The organism is Roseivirga echinicomitans (genome assembly GCF_001592935.1).
GTDB classification, from domain to species: Bacteria; Bacteroidota; Bacteroidia; order Cytophagales; family Cyclobacteriaceae; genus Roseivirga; species Roseivirga echinicomitans.
This window is the reverse complement of record NZ_LRDB01000002.1, coordinates 192,707-211,871: the sequence shown is the minus strand read 5'-3', so window position 1 is coordinate 211,871 and position 19,165 is coordinate 192,707. Positions and strand designations below refer to the sequence as shown.

Annotated in this window: 16 protein-coding genes and 1 tRNA gene; 11 read left to right on the top strand and 6 right to left on the bottom strand. The window is 38.3% G+C overall.

All coding sequences use genetic code 11. The annotated features are described in order from the left end of the window. Positions 1-15 precede the first annotated feature (15 nt). Both AWN68_RS04435 and AWN68_RS19220 read left to right on the top strand, forming a co-directional pair. The gene (locus tag AWN68_RS04435) at positions 16-336 is read left to right on the top strand and encodes a GyrI-like domain-containing protein (RefSeq protein ID WP_262501362.1); all 321 of its coding nucleotides are present in this window, start codon (positions 16-18) and stop codon (positions 334-336) included. After that, complete coding sequence (locus AWN68_RS19220; RefSeq protein ID WP_317038916.1) at positions 285-434, top strand: GyrI-like domain-containing protein; 150 nt, start codon at positions 285-287, stop codon at positions 432-434. The genes AWN68_RS04435 and AWN68_RS19220 overlap by 52 nt, the downstream gene beginning before the upstream one ends. Before the next feature lie 24 nt (positions 435-458). On the opposite strand, the gene AWN68_RS04430 is transcribed toward AWN68_RS19220, so the two are convergent. From AWN68_RS04430 to AWN68_RS04420, 3 genes are all read right to left on the bottom strand, one after another. Then, complete coding sequence (locus AWN68_RS04430) at positions 459-1,097, bottom strand: response regulator (protein ID WP_068412008.1); 639 nt, start codon at positions 1,095-1,097, stop codon at positions 459-461. After that, complete coding sequence (locus AWN68_RS04425; RefSeq protein WP_172796031.1) at positions 1,094-3,394, bottom strand: ATP-binding protein; 2,301 nt, start codon at positions 3,392-3,394, stop codon at positions 1,094-1,096. Before AWN68_RS04425 ends, AWN68_RS04430 begins: the two co-directional genes overlap by 4 nt. A gap of 99 nt (positions 3,395-3,493) precedes the next feature. Then, complete coding sequence (locus tag AWN68_RS04420; RefSeq protein ID WP_068412002.1) at positions 3,494-3,943, bottom strand: hypothetical protein; 450 nt, start codon at positions 3,941-3,943, stop codon at positions 3,494-3,496. Positions 3,944-4,131: 188 nt separating this feature from the next. Here AWN68_RS04420 and AWN68_RS04415 point away from each other — a divergent pair, with 188 nt between their 5' ends. Both AWN68_RS04415 and AWN68_RS04410 read left to right on the top strand, forming a co-directional pair. Beyond that, complete coding sequence (locus AWN68_RS04415; RefSeq protein WP_068411999.1) at positions 4,132-4,809, top strand: hypothetical protein; 678 nt, start codon at positions 4,132-4,134, stop codon at positions 4,807-4,809. Between the two features lie 265 nt (positions 4,810-5,074). Then, positions 5,075-5,917 carry an endonuclease/exonuclease/phosphatase family protein gene (locus AWN68_RS04410; protein WP_068411996.1) on the top strand — a complete coding sequence of 281 codons (843 nt, stop codon included), beginning with the start codon at positions 5,075-5,077 and terminating at the stop codon, positions 5,915-5,917. Positions 5,918-5,919: 2 nt separating this feature from the next. Here the strand turns inward: AWN68_RS04410 and AWN68_RS04405 are convergent, their stop codons facing one another. Next, the gene (locus tag AWN68_RS04405; RefSeq protein WP_068411994.1) at positions 5,920-6,552 is read right to left on the bottom strand and encodes a 2OG-Fe(II) oxygenase; all 633 of its coding nucleotides are present in this window, start codon (positions 6,550-6,552) and stop codon (positions 5,920-5,922) included. Between the two features lie 146 nt (positions 6,553-6,698). Here AWN68_RS04405 and AWN68_RS04400 point away from each other — a divergent pair, with 146 nt between their 5' ends. The 4 genes from AWN68_RS04400 (at position 6,699) to AWN68_RS04385 (ending at position 11,142) form a co-directional block, all read left to right on the top strand. Further along, positions 6,699-8,312 carry an ABC-F family ATP-binding cassette domain-containing protein gene (locus AWN68_RS04400; RefSeq protein ID WP_068411992.1) on the top strand — a complete coding sequence of 538 codons (1,614 nt, stop codon included), beginning with the start codon at positions 6,699-6,701 and terminating at the stop codon, positions 8,310-8,312. Positions 8,313-8,430: 118 nt separating this feature from the next. Continuing rightward, on the top strand, positions 8,431-9,345 hold the full coding sequence (locus AWN68_RS04395) for a glutaminase (RefSeq protein ID WP_068411989.1): 915 nt from the start codon (positions 8,431-8,433) through the stop codon (positions 9,343-9,345). A gap of 95 nt (positions 9,346-9,440) precedes the next feature. Beyond that, complete coding sequence (locus AWN68_RS04390) at positions 9,441-10,538, top strand: AI-2E family transporter (protein ID WP_068411986.1); 1,098 nt, start codon at positions 9,441-9,443, stop codon at positions 10,536-10,538. A gap of 175 nt (positions 10,539-10,713) precedes the next feature. Continuing rightward, the gene (locus AWN68_RS04385) at positions 10,714-11,142 is read left to right on the top strand and encodes a BP74-related protein (protein ID WP_157716081.1); all 429 of its coding nucleotides are present in this window, start codon (positions 10,714-10,716) and stop codon (positions 11,140-11,142) included. A 122-nt stretch (positions 11,143-11,264) separates the two neighbouring features. On the opposite strand, the gene AWN68_RS04380 is transcribed toward AWN68_RS04385, so the two are convergent. Beyond that, positions 11,265-11,336, bottom strand: a tRNA-Glu gene (locus AWN68_RS04380). 176 nt (positions 11,337-11,512) lie between these two features. On the opposite strand from AWN68_RS04380, the gene gap reads away from it, so the two are divergent. Further along, positions 11,513-12,505, top strand: a complete 993-nt coding sequence (gene gap, locus AWN68_RS04375; RefSeq protein ID WP_068411980.1) for a type I glyceraldehyde-3-phosphate dehydrogenase — start codon at positions 11,513-11,515, stop codon at positions 12,503-12,505. 480 nt (positions 12,506-12,985) lie between these two features. Here gap and AWN68_RS04370 read toward each other — a convergent pair whose 3' ends face one another. Further along, a complete protein-coding gene (locus AWN68_RS04370) occupies positions 12,986-15,544 on the bottom strand; it encodes a M14 family metallopeptidase (protein ID WP_068411977.1) in 2,559 nt (852 codons plus the stop codon). A 639-nt stretch (positions 15,545-16,183) separates the two neighbouring features. Between AWN68_RS04370 and AWN68_RS04365 the strand changes: the two genes are divergently transcribed. Beyond that, a complete protein-coding gene (locus tag AWN68_RS04365) occupies positions 16,184-17,185 on the top strand; it encodes a BT4734/BF3469 family protein (RefSeq protein WP_084362760.1) in 1,002 nt (333 codons plus the stop codon). Between the two features lie 153 nt (positions 17,186-17,338). After that, positions 17,339-19,084, top strand: a complete 1,746-nt coding sequence (locus tag AWN68_RS04360; RefSeq protein ID WP_068411973.1) for a reverse transcriptase domain-containing protein — start codon at positions 17,339-17,341, stop codon at positions 19,082-19,084. Positions 19,085-19,165: the final 81 nt, after the last annotated feature.

The following is a 19,165-nucleotide window of genomic DNA, read 5'->3' as shown; positions in this document are numbered from 1 at the left end:
GGTAAGCGATTAAAGATGTCGCTTACCAACAATCGAGCCCATGAACTTTGGAGCAGTTTTATGCCCAGAAGAAAAGAAATAGTTAATGCGCTTAACTCCAATTTCATTTCGATGCAGGTGTATTCAGAACCATTGACCCTTGGTCAGTTTGATCAAGTTTTTGAAAAATGGGCAGGGGTTGAAGTTTTAGGCTCTAGCCCTATTCCTGAAGGAATGGAAAATTTCAATCTAGAAGAAGGGCTTTACGCGGTATTCGATTACAAAGGTTCTAGCACCGCCACCAAATTTTCGGTTATATTTTCGGAACCTGGCTTCCAAAATCGGATTATGATTTAGACAATAGACCTCACTTTGAGATACTGGGTGAGAAATATAAAAATGCTGACCCTAATTCAGAAGAAGAAATGTGGATTCCCATCAAACCAAAAAACTGAAATTAATGAGAAATGTTAATAGGGCTAAATAATCCCCTTCTCCATTGAATAGGTAACTAACTCTGCCGTGTTCTTTACCGCCAGTTTGTGCATAATGTTTCTACGGTGAGTTTTAACCGTATGCTCACTGATAAAAAGTGCTTCGGCAATAGCTTTACTGTTCATTCCCTTGCCTATACAGCCAATAATTTCCTTTTCTCTATCAGAAAGCTGATCTACTAAATCCCCTTGACTAGGGTTTTTAGTACCACGTAAGTAGTCGAAAATTTGATTATTGATTTTGGGGTGAAAATAGTTTTCTCTTCTACTCACTTTTTCTATTGCCTCCGTCAGTTCTGCTTTCGAAGCATCTTTAAGAATATAGCCTTGTGCACCAGTTTCTAAAGATTTTCTGATGTACTTCATATCTTGGTGCATGGTGAGCATCAAAACAGGTACATCCAACCCTTTGCTTTTCATTAACTCTAATACCCCAACACCATCAATCAAAGGCATACTGATATCCATCAGAATCATATCCACCTCAATTTCAGAAAGTATTGAAGGAACGTTATTGCCATTTGTTGTAATTTTCACAATTTCAATTCCATCATTTGGCTTAAACATAGAGCGTACTCCTTCACCAAATAATTGATGATCATCTACAAGTAAGGCGCGTATCATACTTTCAATAGGGTTTGTTCAATGGATATGGGCAAATCAATAATAACAGTTGTCCCTTTTTCAGGCCTACTATCCACTTCAAATTCACCATGCAATTCAGTAATTCTTTCTTGCAAGCTTTTAAGCCCCATTCCTTGAGAGTTTTTCATAAGGAAATCAGCATCAAAACCACGACCATTGTCTTCAACAATAATATTTATAATGTCGTCTAAACAGGTTAATTGCAATGTGAGCTTAGTGGCTTTTGCATGTTTTAAGACATTACTCACCAACTCTTGAACAACCCGATAAGCTGTCACCTCGATGGATGAATCAAGTTTTTCAGAACAATTAGAGGAATGAAACGACACCTGAATTTTTCCTGATTGAGAAATAGAGTGAGCTAAATCTTTTAATGCCGGCACTAGACCAAACGTCTCTGAAATACCTACGTGCATTGAATGTGAAAGGCTTCGGATATCCACACAGGCTTGGTCCACAAGTTTGGCTAAAGTATTCATTTGCTTCTCACTTTCAGGAGTCACTTCCTTATTAGCAGCTACTGTGGTTAAGTTCACCTTGACGGTAGCCATTAAACTCCCAAAGTGATCATGCAATTCCTTCGCTATTCTTTTTCGTTCTTGCTCCTGCCCTTCCACCATAGCCTCTAGGGTTTTGGTTTGCTGCTGAATCATCAACTGGTTTACCTCTTTATTTCGTGATTCCTTCTCTTCATTTACCTTCAGTTTAGTCAGTACAAGGCGCTGTCTGAAATAGAAGTAGAAGATTAAGGCCAAAACAAAAAGTGTAATCGCCAATATGATAAATACTAGCTTATTAGCAGCTTCCTTTTGGGCCAAGGCCGCATTTGCTTCACTTTTAGCATTTACCACTTCATTTTCCAGTTCCAATTGTGAAATCTGCTTATCCTTCTTTTCAGACTCATAGATTTCTCGAATTTCAGCCAATTGGCTGGCTTTCTCAACATTATTCAAACTATCCTTTACCACTTCGTATTGAAGACGATAATCATAGGCTTTGGATGAACGACCTAAAGCTTGATTAACTTCTGAAAGCCCCAGTAACGATTTACGGATCAGCGTAGGCAATTTAAGCTCTTTAGCTATATCATAAGCTTTCTGATAATTCCGTAAAGCTTGGGCATACTCTTTAGTTTCGTAATTTGTTACGGCTAAACTGTTGTAAGTTTGGCCCAAATCGTCAGAATCCTTTAGTTCTTCTTTTCTTAAAATACTTTCTTTATAATAAGCTTTGGCTTTATCGTAATCCTTTAGCTGCTTGTATGCAAAACCATAACCGTGGTGTACCATAGCTAAATCTTGGCTTCTGCCTCTATCGGCATATATTTTTTCACTCAATTTCAAATATTCTAAAGCTCGTTCGGGCGAATTTTCTTGCAGGTAAACATCAGCTAAGTGTAAATAGACCGATGCCTTTCTAATTTCACTATTGAGAGATTCATAGATGGCCAAACTTTTATCGAAGTATTCTAAGGCAAGTGGTAAATCAGACAACCTTTTGTACAATACCCCAACATTCTCTATAGTATGTGCTTCATCTAACTTAAGATTATCCAAAGACCTGTACATCGTCAAGCTCTTCAAATAAAAATTGAGTGCTAGTTTAAAGAAACCCGTGTTGTTGTAGCAACTTCCGATGTTATTCCAATTCTTGGCAATTCCTTCTTGAAAATTAGTTTTTTCATAAAAAACATTGGCCTCATTGTACTTTTCAATCGCTTTATCATATTGCCCTATTTCAGCATAATAAACCCCAAGATTGGTAATAGTGATACCCAGTGAAGTGGTATCCTTTAGCTCTAGTTTGATATCAATACTCCTTTGGTAGTAAATAAAAGCACTGTCGCGAACCCCTTGGTCTCTAAAAATATTCGCTAAGTTTTGAAGGGTTTTAGACATTCCTACAGAATCTGAAAGCATTCTTCTATTCTCTAGGCTTTTCCGGTAATGGACTTCCGCCAAATTAAGGTCTCCGTTGAATTTTTCCAGGACTCCCATTAAATTATAGGCCTTCGCAAGCACCTGATAATTCTGAGTGTTGGTCGCTTTTTCTATAGCTGTCAAAGAATAGCGCTTCGACTCCCCATAATCTTTTAAAGCGTAATAGGTTTTTGCCTTTACCCACTCGCTTTCAGCTTGAACATTTTCGAGTGTTTTAGGAGAGGCTAAATCTTCAGCTTTTTTTAGTAAGAGCAAAACAGAATCAATATTGCTCTTGCCTATTTCTTCCGCTTGGGCCTGAAGGATGGTTATTTTTGATTGATCCTGATAATGCATTGCCTTTACTAAAAAAGGCATAAAAAAGACCACGAGACCCAATGTTAGAGTAAAAAATGATGTTCGAAACATAAGCTTTGATCCCATGGTCTAATTTAATTAATCTACTTGTTCGTTACCTTCTCCGCTAATTTTACCTATCTCGCCTTCTTCAGGATCACCATGAACAGGTATCACGAAAATATTTCTCTTTATTAATTTTCTAGAAAACTCCTGTGTAAAAGTCAAATTAAGGTTGAAACACTGAAAAAAATCACTTACTGTGCCTACCTGAGATAAGTTTACAAAAACAAAAAGCTCTGTCCCCATGTAATCGCAAACAATTGCAGATTTAGCATCGAGTACAAAATTGGAAGGCGCATGGAACATAATGCTCAGCTCAGAACACTTTGTACTTTCATTCTTTACCATTTTCAAATGGGGAGCGAAAAGCTTAGGCACACCTTTGTCTCCCTTTACATCTTCAAACTGCATCCCCGTGGCTAAGAGGCATTCGGCTGAACCATAGCTCCCACCGGGGCCTAATGGATATTGACTTGTTAATGACATAATTATTATTGGTTTTAGTTGAAATCCCTTCAAAAGTACAGGCTTGATATATAGAGCGCATACCCCTAAAGTGGTATCGTGAAATTACTACTTACAGCGGATTAAAACCTCTTTTTTATAGTCCAATTTTGAAATGCCTTAAACATTAGATCAAACGCATAAAGTAAGAATTATACAAAAGCGTATTGATGACCAAACAAGACAATATGGGAACTACTGAATTTATAATCATCAACGACTGGACAGAAGAAGTGAGCGTATATCTTACTTTAGATCAAGGAGAGGATTATATTTCTAATATCAACAAAATGCCATTCATTAAAAATGTAATCCACCCACTTCAGGGTTATTTCACGCTAGCACCTAGTAAATTCATCGCTTATACACCTCCTAAAGGCGAAGTGCTCAGTGGAAATATAGCATTCAATTCTCCTCCTCTCAGCTGTCCTACGGATGATTTTCCTATGGGTATCAATTTGGCTGAATTCACTTTAAACTCATACACTTCAAATCCAAAAGGTTGGGAAACTGTGGACATTAGCAATGTATCGGGAGCTAATTCCTATATGAAATTTCTATTGACAGATGGGGATAAATGGAACGCTGGACCAAACCATCCGGATGTTATAAAATTCAAAAACGGCCCACTTGGCGAAAATATTGGGAACATAGGTGTTTATCCATATGCTTGTGATATATGCACAGCAAGTGTGGCCCCTCCCTATTGCGATAGAAAACCTTTGGGAGCTCCTGCTATACCAATTCCACAAACAAAACCCATTTGCAATATCCAAAGAGCATCCTCAGACGCTGGAGGTACGGTTTCTCTCTTTTATTTGGGACCGATAATGAATGAGATGACTTAGAGTTAAAAATTTTGCTAGACGTTGGATTACATAGTAATCCAGTCATAGTAGTGTTTGGGAGAGGTAAGGTGCCAGACGGGCACCTTTTCCTTTTTATAGCTATCACATTGAATACATTTATCCGATAATCAAACTAATAGAATAAATGAAGCACGATTTGGCCCTAAGATTGGTTCAGGACTACTTTCCAACTCTGGCCTAAAATTTGAATACCCTATCGGACATATTGTTTTATTATCTCCAAATCAATTCCGAACTTTGCCTCATGCGTAAATCAGTCTTTCTCCTATTTTCCTTTTTACTCTCGGTCGGCCTTTTTGGGCAAACCCCAATTAAATTGATGACTTACAACATTCGATATGACAATCCAAATGACGGAGAAAATCATTGGGAATTGCGCAAACGCTGGCTGGCCAACCAAATTAACTTTATCGAACCAGATGTATTAGGGATTCAGGAGGGGCTATCACATCAAGTTGCATTTTTGGAAGATGCGTTACCTACCTATAACCATGTTGGAGTGGGCAGAGATGATGGAGAGTCGGCAGGAGAATACACTGCCATTTTCTATAAAAGCGAAACACTAGAACTCATCAATCAAAATACCTTTTGGCTTTCAAAAACTCCTGAAAAGCCAAGCGTAGGCTGGGATGCAGCACTAGAAAGAATTTGTACATACGCCTTATTTCAAGACAAAACTACCAATCAAAAATTCTGGGTTTTTAACACTCATTTTGATCATGTTGGCGATTCTGCAAGGATCAATAGCGTTGACCTTATTATTACAGAAATCAACAAACTGAACATGGAAAACCTTCCCGTTTTTCTAATGGGAGACTTAAACCTTGAACCTGAGTCTGAGCCAATACAAAAGCTAAGTTCAAAAATGAATGATGCACGCCACTTCAGCACAGGCTTAGTTTTTGGGCCAAAAGGCACCTTCAATGGGTTTAAGTTCAACGAGCCTGTAACCAGACGCATCGACTATATTTTCACAAACCCTTATCGGGTTGAAGTAAGAAAGTATGCAGTACTAAGCGATTCTAAAGATAAAAAGTACCCTTCTGATCATTTACCGGTTGTAGTTGAGGCAATTTTAAAGCGATAACCCTAGCCTAACAGGTAGCCTAAAGTGGAAGGCTGGTATAAAAGCCAGCCTGTTAAACTGTAGCGATTCACTTGAGTTTTCATCACCTCGTGGGGCACAGTGTCACTCTTAAACATTACGCACCTGCCAGCCAAAGGCTCAACCAACAGTTCTTCTCCGTTCTCTTTAAAAATCTTAAGCTCTCCCCCATCTCCTGGCTTCCAGCCCACATTAAGGTATATGATCACCGAGATCAGGCGATTACTTCTGCCTTTAAACTGATCGATGTGCTTTTTGTAAAAGGCACCTATTGGGTAATGTGCCAAATGAAATTCGCAACCCGAAAGACTGAGGTAACAAAGCTGATTCAGCTGTTGGATTAACTCGTCTGACAGTTGGAAGAACGGCTCCATTTCTATGTCATTCTTTCTTTCTAACCAATAAATTTTATCTCCTCGAATGGACTTCTCCAGCTGTTTTTGATTTAATGCACCAATGGCCGCGTCAGAAAACCCATCCACCTCAAGGCGATTAAGAAAATAGGTACGGATGCTCTCAAATAATTGCTTATCGAGAAAATCATCAATGACCACAAAATCATTTTGCGCGAGCTGATCAACTGAGTTGATCCACTGCTCTTCTGAGAACTTATTCATGTATAAAATCCCGCGAAACTAATCAACTTTAAACGAACATAACTCACTTATTTCTAATAGTTAAGCAAGATAAATCATAAAGTTGGCTGTTGACTTCCCTTTCCCATTTGATCCTCTTACCTTTGCGGCCTTAAAATACGGTAGCTATGATATCAACCCAAAATATTTCCCTCGCATACGGCAAAAGAGTATTGTTCGATGAAGTAAACATCAAGTTTACTGGCAACAACTGTTATGGTGTAATTGGGGCCAATGGTGCAGGAAAATCTACCTTCTTGAAAATCCTTTCTGGTGAAGTTGACGCAAATTCAGGTCAAGTTATTCTGGAGCCGGGAAAAAGAATGGCAGTTTTAAGTCAGAACCACTATGGCTTTGATGAAAACACTGTTTTGGATACAGTAATGATGGGTCATACCATATTATGGAACCTCATGAAAGAAAAAGAGGCCATCTATATGAAGCCAGATTTTTCTGAGGCAGATGGCATTAAAGCATCTGAACTCGAAGGTCAGTTTGCCGAAATGGATGGATGGAATGCTGAATCGGATGCTGCTTCTCTACTCAGTGGTTTGGACATTACCGAAGACCTTCATTACATGTTAATGAAAGATCTCAATGGTAGTCAGAAAGTACGTGTGCTTTTGGCCCAAGCCTTATTTGGCAACCCTGACATCCTAATTCTGGATGAACCTACCAACGACTTGGACATCCATACCGTTTCTTGGTTAGAAGATTTTTTACTTGAGTTTAAAAACACAGTAATTGTTGTATCTCACGATAGGCACTTTTTAGATACGGTTTGCACCAACATCGTTGATATCGACTTTAGCCAAGTAAAACTATACACTGGTAACTACACTTTCTGGTACCAGTCGAGCCAATTGGCTTTAACACAAAGATCTTCGGCCAACAAAAAAGCAGAAGAAAAGAAAAAAGAACTCCAGGATTTCATTGCCAGATTTAGCGCCAATGCTTCTAAATCCAAACAAGCAACAAGTAGAAGAAAGCTATTAGACAAGATTAACTTGGATGACATTCAGCCTTCAACCAGACGTTACCCTGCCATCATTTTTACCCAAACAAGAGAAGCGGGGGATCAAATTTTGGAGATAAAAGGTTTGAATAAAAAGACGGATGACAAGATACTGATCAATAACCTTGATCTGTTTGTTAACAAGGGAGATAAAATCGCCTTTTTAAGTAAGGATAGTATGGCCACCACGGCTCTATTCGAAATCTTAACAGGCGCTATGAAAGCTGATTCTGGTGAATTCAAGTTCGGACAAACCATAACGCACTCTTACTTGCCAAATGACAATGCAGAGTACTTTGAGTCAAGCGACAACCTAATTGATTGGTTGAGACAATATTCTGACGGAGAAAAAGATGAAGTTTATATTCGTGGCTTCTTGGGTAAAATGCTTTTCTCTGGCGAAGAAGTTTTCAAAAAGTGCAGCGTCCTTTCTGGAGGAGAAAAAGTACGTTGTATGCTTTCTCGCATGATGTTAAAGCAAGGCAACTTGCTCATCATTGATGAACCCACCAACCACTTGGATTTGGAGTCGATTCAGGCCTTCAACAACGCATTGAAAGATTTCCCTGGAACAGTCTTATTTACCTCTCATGACCATGAGTTCACCCATACTGTGGCCAATAGAATTGTAGAATTAGGACCTAAAGGTTTTGTAGATAAGCTAAGCACTTACGATGACTATATCGAAAATGCTGCTTGGGCAGAACAAAGAAAATCAGTTTACTAAAAACACTAAAAAGAGGATTGCAGCAAACAATCCTCTTTTACTTTTGTTCTGTTCTCTATTTACTTAGGTTTATCCCGTCATTTTTTCAAACCTCTAAACACCATAGTTGAACCACAGAATGGAATACAAACAAGCATTTTCAAATACCTGCATTTTTCTTTCTGAAATCAACGACCCCGGTAAAGTAGCTTCCTACATTCCAGAATTAGGCTCTGTAGATCCCACGAAATTTGGAGTTCACCTTACCACAATGGATGGGGACAGTTTTAGTCATGGAGATTCGCACGAAAAGTTCTCTATTCAAAGTATTGCCAAAGTACTTTCGTTGGTTTTGGCCTATGAATTAGAAGGCGAAAAACTCTGGAAACGTGTGGGCGTAGAACCCTCTGGCACAGCCTTTAATTCTTTGGTGCAGCTTGAACACGACAGGGGGATTCCCAGAAACCCATTGATAAACTCAGGCGCACTAGTGATTTGCGATTTCTTGGTAGATCATCTAAAAGATGCCAAACAAACATTCATCGAATACATCAGAAAAATTGCCAACAACGATTCAATCGACTACAATAAAAAAGTGGCCGAGTCAGAGAAAGCGCACGGTTATAGAAATGCCGCGTTAATCAACTTAATGAAGGCCTATGGCAACATCACAGGCAATTGCGATGAGGTCTTAGACTTCTACTTTCATTTATGCTCTATTGAGATGACTTGTGCTGAACTGGCACGAACATTTATGTTCTTAGCAAATGATGGAGTCGATCCATTTTCAAAAGAAAGAATAATCAGCACCGAAAAGTCGAAAAGAATTAACACCTTAATGCAGCTTTGCGGTTTCTATGATGAAGCCGGAGAATTTTCGTTCAAAGTTGGGATACCAGGTAAGAGCGGAGTGGGTGGTGGAATTATTGCCATACTACCGGAACACTTCAGTGTGGCGGTATGGAGCCCACGCTTAAACGAAAAGGGTAATTCATACAAAGGAATGCGTTTTTTAGAAATGTTTAATCAAGCCACAGATTCTTCAGTCTTCTAAAGAAAAATAACATGATCCTTACGTACTTTTGCGCGGCAAACACGTTTGAGAGTTCAGTGTTTAAGTGCCTAAAATAAGGAGAGCAAAAAATAAAGATGCAAGACAGTCCATTAAAAGATTTAAAAACAACAAACACGCTGTTGTTGATCATTGTAATTCCGCTGGTATTTTACCTGCTGAAGATGCTTTCATTTATTTTCATTCCGCTCATTTTCTCCATGTTCATCGCTTTGTTGTTCCTGCCGCTTATGCGTTGGTTCAACAAGAAAAATTTACCCAAAACCCTTAGTATCTTTATCATTTTTTTAATCATTGCTGGGGTCTTTAAGGTGGGAATTGAATTAGTACAGCTTTCGAGCAGAGAAATACTTTCAGCTGAAAATGACTTTTTCCAGAAGGCAGAGTCGAAAATCATTTCTATGATTATGTCAATTGAAGAACGTTTCGGTGTGACAATTTTACAAGGCGAAAATCTTTTGGGGGGCATTATTGAAAAAGACAACTCTTTCAAAAATGTAGGCACTATTCTCGGCTTTGTACAGAATACCGTTTCGATGACGTTAATGACAGCCTTCTTTGCTATTCTATGGTTGGCCGAATCTGTTAATTTTCAAAAACTCTTGAGCAGCACTATTCTGAAAAAAGAATTTGCTTCGGTAAAGACCTTTATGAAAATTGAAAAAGATTTGATCACCTTCATTAAAGTGAAGTTTATGGTAAGTCTCTTTACCGGAATAGGTATTAGTTTGGCATGTATCTTCTTTGGGGTGAGTTTCCCTATTTTCTGGGGTCTCTTTGCCTTTGTGATCAACTTTGTGCAAATGATTGGCTCATTCGTATCAGTAATACTCTTGGCTTTATTTGCCTTTGTAGAAATGGATGCCAGTAGCACCCTATTCTTTTTCATACTCAGCATAACGGCCGTTCAAGCACTATTTGGAGGCGTATTAGAGCCCGTATTTATGGGAAAATCATTCTCCATCAACATCATTACCATTTTGGTAATGCTCATGCTTTGGGGCTATATCTGGGGCGTCCCCGGGCTAATTATGTCCATCCCACTTACTGTTTTCTTTAAAATTATTTTGGAGCAATTCCCAAGGACTAAAGTTATTGCCGACCTGATCTCAGGCCCGAAGAAAAAACCTCCTAGACTCCCCAGAAGGCTAAGGAAAGAAAGCAAACAGGCCTAAGCTTGTTAAACAATACTGAAGAGTTCGACAAATGTTGAACTCTTCTTCGTTTTTAGTCATTGAGCCAATTTGCAATAGGAGGGTAAAGGGAGCAAACCATTGCAACCCCTCTCCTCCTCTTTGTGTCAAAAACGTTATGAATATAAAAACACTAATTTTCTTTTGTGCAGCCCTGATGATGGCAGGCTGCAGCAATGACGATGGAGATAAAAACAAGTTAGAACCTGAATGGCGATACTTCCGATTTAGTAGCTGCCCTAGCGAAACCCATGGCCGCTGGCAGGACAGCAGTTTCGTTGCCGCAACAGCCAATGCTGCGGTGATTCAGCAGTGCCTCAATCAACTGAGCCTACCACTTGAACAGCGTACCTTATTCCCGTTAGGACAACTAGGAGAAGGCTATGCAGGCTACAACACCAATGCATCGCACCAATTCAGCTGGCACCTGATCGAAAATGATTGGGAACTGGTTGAACTAGGAGCGGAAATTTATGACGGGTGTGCCTACAGCGATGTTGAACTTACCAATTACATTGAGTCTGTTGGCCGCTACGGTGGTTGGGGGAGTCGAGTGCTAGAAGAAATTACCTTGGATGAAGATTAAAAACTCTTCCAGTGGAAGAATTTAGCATTGGGCCAGCTTGTAGGGCGGGCTCCCCGATACTTCAAACTATAGAGTGATAAAAAACAAAAAAAAGCCCAGCAATATGCTGAGCTTTTTGAAAGTAGTCCGTAGGGGAATCGAACCCCTGTTGCTGAGATGAAAACCCAGTGTCCTAACCCCTAGACGAACGGACCATTTTTTTCGTGGTGCAAAGATAGAAGTCCATTTTAATTCCAAAAATGTTTTCTGTAAAAAAATTCAAACAATTTCAGGGAACTATGTGCAACTTCATTCGATTGTATTGGATATAGCAGAAGGCTTAGTTACCTTTGCACCACTTTTTAGAATCACATAAATTAACTTTCTAGATATGTCTAAAACCAAAGTAGCGATCAACGGCTTCGGAAGGATCGGAAGATTGACTTTCAAAGCATTGTTGGCCAAAGAAAACATCGAAGTTGTAGCGATCAATGACTTAACTGACACCGCAACTTTAGCCCACCTTTTGAAGTATGATTCAGTTCACGGAAGATTCGATGGAACTGTAACTTCTACAAAAGATGGTATTGTAGTAAACGGCAAAGAAATCAAAATCTACGCTGAAAGAGTACCTGCTAACCTTCCTTGGGGCGCACTAGGTATCGATGTCGTTCTTGAGTCTACTGGTAGATTTGTGGATGAAGAAGGTGCTGGTGGTCACTTAAAAGCTGGCGCTAGAAAAGTAGTCATCTCTGCTCCTGCAAAAGGGAACATTCCAACTGTTGTTTTGGGTGTTAACGAAGAGACCATGACGGGCGAAGAGACTATTCTTTCAAACGCATCATGTACTACAAACTGTTTGGCGCCTATGGCCAAAGTTTTAGACGATAGTTTCGGAATTGTTCACGGTTTCATTTCTACCGTTCACGCTTACACTTCTGACCAGTGTATCCAAGATGCACCTCACTCTGATTTGAGAAGAGCAAGAGCTGGAGCAGTTTCTATCATCCCTACCTCTACTGGAGCTGCAAAAGCAGTTGGTTTGGTATTACCTCACCTAAAAGGAAAATTAGACGGTATCGCATTGCGTGTGCCAATTCCTGATGGTTCTTTAACAGACCTTACTGTGGTTTTGAAAAGAGAAGTGACTAAAGAAGAAGTAAACGCTGCAATGAAAGCTGCTGCTGATGGCCCAATGAAAGGCATTATGGAGTACACTGTAGACCCAATTGTTTCTATTGATATCGTTGGAAACACGCACTCAAACATCTTCGATTCTCTTCTTACTTCTGCGCAAGGAACACTTGTTAAGGTGGTAGGTTGGTACGATAATGAGGCGGGTTACTCTAACAGAGCTGCTGACTTGATCGAGAAAATCGGTTAAGCGTATTTATAATATTGAAGAGTAGGGTTGGGCTAATGTTCAACCCTTTTTTATTTTCAAAAACCTGAGGTTAAAGGAAACTTTTAATTTCTAAAGCTGTTTAACTAAACAAATGACAACCCCAAGTCGCTATAAAATGGGATGCACAGTAGCACAATGACGACAACCTAAGTCTTTAAAACAGGAACTGAAACCGCTCATAATTGAGGGGTTATTTTTTTGCCCTTTCCTTATTAGTATTGACGTTATTTATTGAGCGCCAAAGTATCTATGAAATGCTTCTTTCCCTGAGTTCGCGAAGGGTCTAGAGCTTAATTATAGTTCCTTCGTTTCACTCAGGATGAAAAGCGGCCTGCATCCAATTAACTTTAGATCATATTTGTACGATTGTTAGCTCAAAGGCTTAGGAGGAAAGGGCAAAAAAAAGCCCTACCAATTCAAAATGAACGGCAGGGCTTTACATAAAGCTAAACTACTAACTTATTTTTTATTCAGTTTAACTGCTTTCTTTTCAGCACCCATATAGATGGAATTGAAAATCAGTTTATAAGTTCCTCTTGGCTGACCACGGAATTGTGGGCTAAATCCAAATAACACTAAGTTACCTGTTCCATAACCTACTTTAAGCATGGCAGATGTATTGGCCAAGTGTTCATCTTCACCCATTGCCCAACCACTCATAAGCAAGTCTTTAGAAGCATAACGTGCTACTTCTTCTATTCCTTGGGCACCAGCATTTACTTTGAATGCACGGCCATTATCAAACGAAGCAGCCACCTGTGGTTGCATACCATAAGCAAGCGGATGATCCGTCATGATATCTGTTCTAATTAATGAACCCGGAATAAAGAATTCTGAAGATTTCAGATCTTTCAATACATTGGTTACTGGCAATTTAAACTCCTCAATGGCAAAATTACTGGCATCGTCAAAGAATATGATTGCACCACCATTTTTAGCATAAGCATCTAATTTGGCTAAACCGTCTTCGCCAATTCCTCCTTGTAAGTTCTCTGGCACTCTATTAGAACCATTCATGATCCCTCTTGGGCTCTGAGAAGGCATAATGATAGCGCTGTACTGAGATAAGTCAGAATTTTTGATTTCAGCATTGTGTAGTGTATCCAAATCAAATTCGAATTGCTCAAACATCCATCTACTCCAGCCTTCATCCATATTGGCTTGCCAAGACTTGTAGATTCCTATTTTTACTTTTTTCAACTCAGCACTTTCAGCACTTGGTTTTTTCTCAATACCAGTAAAATCAAGTCCCATTTCTGAACTGATCTCTTTTACCTTATCGTCCAAACCTCTTTTGCTGCTCACCAAAACAGAGCCAGCTTCCATTCCTTCTACTGATTCTTTAATAATGCTCACTGTATAACCTTCTTTCTGTAAACGGTTAATGGCCTTAGCACTCAAGTTATCTTTGTTAGAGAAAACATAACCGTATTTCCCTTTTCCTGAAACTGAACCAGCCACTGGCTCTAGCTTTTTAGTAATATCAGAAGTAGCAGCATTGAAGCTTTCAGTAATACGATCTACAGTTACACCCATTTGTAAAGGAAGTGTCCATCCTGCCAAATCATAAGGCGGCATTGGTGGTCCACCTGGGTATTGGAATTGGTCTGGATATACTTGCTTCTCCATTAAATCGGCCAAGTAAGGACGGAAAGACTGCGCTCCGTAGAATACAACAGAACCCGCTTCGTAAGTTTTACCATTTACACTGAATGAATTTGTAGCCATTTTAGCCTCAAGTCCACCTTGCATTAATATATTCGTAAGGTTCATTGCCTCACTTGGGTTCCACTGATCTTTAGGAATCACATAAGCAAAAGCACCTTCTTTGTCATCAATCGCATCGCGACCCATGCTATAGATATTCCAAAGGAACTCATCCTTTTTGTCTGCCGCTAAATCAAGCACAGCCATTGAAGACTCAAGCATATATTCTACCGCCATTCTAAAAGTCATTGTACCACCTTTGTATGGGTATGGGTAGAAAATCTCAGTCGCATTGGCAGGCTTCCCTCCTACAGTGGTAGGCATTCTGTCTACCGGATATTCCGTTGGCGTTGGGCTCGGCTGAGCCGTTTCTGTTAAAATACCAATTTGGTTATGGTAATAAGGAGTAGTTCTCATACCACCATTCCAGAACATACTAAATGAAGTATGCGCAATTGCACCTGGCATTTTCTTCATGGCAAAACGATTGGCCATGGCAGTACCTACCAAGTTAACACCTGTGGTAATTCCTGGGTGAATTTTTTGGTTTACTGGGCTTCGGAAAGGAGGAATGAAAATCATTGCACCTCTTGGAGCCGTTTGGTGATGGTTATGCACAATTTGTGGATACCATTGCTTATAAAGCACTGTAGTTACCGCCTTAGTTTCAGGCATGTTGTTCATGAACCAATCACGGTTGTTATCGTGACCTACATATTTTTGGTAAAGGATTGGAGGACCAGAACTCTCATAAGGTGTTCCTAATGTTTTTCTGTACCAGTCTACCACAATATCCACCCCATCAGGGTTGATTACAGGCACTACTAGGGTAATTACATTGTCTCTAATTTTTTGCATTTCTTCTGATTCTTCAGAAGCAATTCGCCACATCAGTTCCGAAGTCATTTGAGCGTGTGCTCTTTCTGTAGCATGCATTCCACCATCAAACCAAACGATGGCTTTTCCATCTTTAGATAACTTTTTGGCTTCGGCTTCAGTAATTTCTGCTCTCGAAAGCTTCTCACTGATTTCTCTCCATTGCTCCAATTTCTTCATGTTTTCTTCGCTAGAAATAAACACGAGCTTCATAGAACGGCCCATTACAGACTTCCCTATTTCGATCATTTGAACACGATCGGTAGAGGCGGCTAGTTTATCGTAGTATTCCAACATTTGGTCATAGTCGGCCAATTTATAGTCGGCACCCACTTCATGACCAAAGGTTTCCCTTGGGTGGGGTATTTTCTGTGCGCTCAAAGAAAAGCACGCCAGAAATAGCAAAGCGAATAGTATTTTAAGTGATCTCTTCATCTTTTGTTATTAAAGGTTTGGCTGAATATACCACTAATGCCCAAGCCCTATGCCTCCAAATCTGTTAAGCTAAGGATATTTGAAATGAGTGGGGAATTATTGGTTTAAGGGTGTCGGGGGATTGGTCACTGGTCACTAGTCATTGGTGAGGAGTATTGGGTATTGGGGAATTAGTTATCAGTTATCAGTTATCAGTTATCAGTTATCAGTTATAGGCCTACGCAACTGCAGCCCTCTCGTTCACCGTCATCCTGCCCCGAAGTTTCGCGGGCGTTTCAGGATCCCTCAGATATACAGCCTCTCCCTTTTTACCTCCATATCAAAAGGCATTATACCCACCCCTCCATTTGGATTAAACCAAAAAAATAGTGAACCATGGTAATAATCACAGGCAATTCACTAAACTTAATAAAAATTAGAAAAGAGCTTATAGCATAGCCTATTTGGGTGGTTAACAATCACATTTTTTAACTTTTGAAAAAAAGTGCGCGGTGTATATAGTAGAATTCATCCTGAGAGCAAAAAAGATATAGATCATTATTAAAACCTAACACACAATGAGCGAATTTATAAGCACTGCCACTCAGAATAATTTTTCTACTCACATTAGAGTTATTCCTTCCCAAAAACGTCTTACTAATGAATAGTAATTCTATCATATTATATGAGACCGTCTCGTTTCAAAGAACAGCTTACGCACCATTGACTCATGAACTACCAATAAAAGATGTTCTTAGAGGGATAAAAGAAAAACGACTCGAATACATTGTCTCCGATTTGAGAAAAATGCTTGAAAATGGAGATAAAGACCTTTATGACCTTCATAAGAAAAAACTGCCTGGGGTAACTTTTAGTGCTACATTTAATACCAAACGAAAACGAGATGATTTAAAAAAATATAATCAGATAGTCGTTTTAGACATTGACAAATTGACAAATAATGAATTAGCTAGAATTAAAAACGTACTCTTGGCAGAGACTCATGTGTTTTCATTCTGGGAATCACCATCACGAAATGGTCTAAAAGGGCTTATATATCTTAATTTCGAAGTTGAAATCACCAATGTAGATTTACTTCATAGAATTGCTTTCAAAAAGCTTGTAGACTATTTCCAATCAAAATATGAGATCGAACTTGACGAAAGCGGAAGTGACACAACGAGACTTTGTTTCTTATCATCAGATTCAAATATTGTAATTAAAGATGAGGGGAGTTTATTCAATATAAGTCAAGTGGATATTGACAAGTATTCTACTACTATTAAACCATCAACCAGTAAGAAGGACAAAGCAGTAAGAAGAGTAAATAAAAAAGACGCCTTACTTAATGCAAATGGCAAAAACCTCCCAAAGAATAGACTTTCCATTAAATCAATAATTAGATTTTTAAATAAGAGAGACTTATCAATAACAAAGGAATATGATAGTTGGTATAGGGTGGCTTTTGCTATTGCCAATAGTTTCACACATGATATTGGAGAAGACTATTTTTTAAAACTATGTCAACAAGACAAAGATAAATACAATGAAATTGAATGTAAAAACATATTAATAAACTGTTATGAAACAACGAATGCGGAGATAAAATTCAGTACAATTTTTCATTACGCACAAGAACATGGTTACAAACCTAAAAAATAACAAAGAAATCAGTAGCGAAGGTGTATAGGCTATTTTGCCTTTTACGCACATATTAACTTGCATATCAGCACAAAGCACATGTGAGTTTAGCAATTTTATTATTTGTTCAGTATGGTTATAATTTACTAGCAACTGATTTCTTTAATTTTTAACATGAGAAAACTAGAAACATACATAGAGGAAAGGAATATAATTTTCTACCTGTGTCGGATCAGAGCTAAGATTGCAAAGAGGCGCAACAAGAAGCACTTGATACACCTTATTTCTAGTGACTCTAAAAAAAACTACCATGTATCTATAAATGATGAAACTTTAGATGAAAACGAAATTTGCAGCCTATTCCCTAGTCGAAAAAAATGGAGAAAACTTGGAGAGAAAAATCGTTACCGAAATGGAAAAAAGCTAAACTCACTTGAAAAAAACATCAAGTCATTGCAAATTACTATTGAGTGGTATAGGGAAAATGACCCTAATGCAGTATTTCTAAAAAGACTGGATATCTTTTTATTGTCAGTTCAAGAAAGTATCAAAAGTCAAGAATATTCAATTTCGGAACCTTCTACTTATCCAAAGAGAAAAGATAAACTAAAAAAAGCTCAGACGGTATGTCGACCAATCTCAATTTTCAATCTACGGGATAGAATAATTATTTGTTTGGTAAATAAATATTTCACGGACTTATTCGATGATTTATTCCACGATAATTCTATGGCATTCCGTGCAGTTAAGAAAGTTAATGGAAAGCCATATAGCATTACGCATCATGATGCAATAAAGGAAATCGTAAAATATAAGAGACAGAATAAAGGTAAAAAATTATGGGTTTCTGAATGCGATATGAAGAAGTTTTACGATACAGTAAACCATTCAGTAATCAAAGAGCATTTTAAAAAATTCATGAATCAGGTTAAACGGAAAAACCCAGAGTTATATGATGTTAATGCTGAGCATTTATTTTACTCTTACTTAAATTGTTATTCATTCAATAAATCAGTTTATCCTCTCAATAAGGACCAAGCATATTTTTCAAAATACAACATAACTAATGGCGTATTTGAGTGGGTTGAAGATGATTTATTATCAAAACATTACAAGAAATTGAATAACGCAAAAATTGGAGTCCCTCAAGGCGGTGCTCTTTCTGGGCTAATTGCAAATATTGTTTTACATTATTCAGATGGTATTATTTCCAATTACAAACAAAAGAATTTGCTATATCTCCGTTATTGTGATGATATGATTATTATGCACCCAAATAAGAAAATATGTAAGTCTGCGACAAGTAAATACCAAGAATCGTTATTGAAGTTAAAATTAGTACCACATACATTTAAAGATGTTAAGAAATATGATAGTACGTTCTGGGAAAACAAGTCCAAGAATCCATTTAAATGGGGTGAATACAACAAACAGGAAATCCCTTGGATCGGTTTTGTTGGTTACGAACTCAATTTTAATGGTGACATTCGGATAAGAAAAAGTTCTTTAAAGAAAGAAATGTCGAAACAAATTGAGGTTATAAATACGGCCTTTAATGCGATAAAAGGAGATAAAAAGAGGGCTTCTGACAAGTATATTGAGGAATCTATAATACATAGGCTTATTGGCATGTCTGTTGGACGCGTAACTATGTGGAATTATGAAAATGGAATTAATGACCTTTGTTGGATTAATGGTTTCTCAGAGTTATCAAATAACCCAACAGTTGCGATTCAGTTGAAAAATCTAGATAGAAATAGAAATAAGTATTTCCATAAATTCAGACGAAGATTAAGGGAAATTAAAGTAAGCAACAGTAAACAAGTCAACGTTAAATCCAATAGACAGATAATATATTTCGGAAAACCCTTTAGCTATTACTATCAGGCACACGAAAAACTCAAACATCAAGTAAATTAGCAATTTATACAGACCAGCGTCCACGCTGAAACCTCCACAAGTCTTAATCTCTCACTAAGACCAACAACCTGATAAATGGTT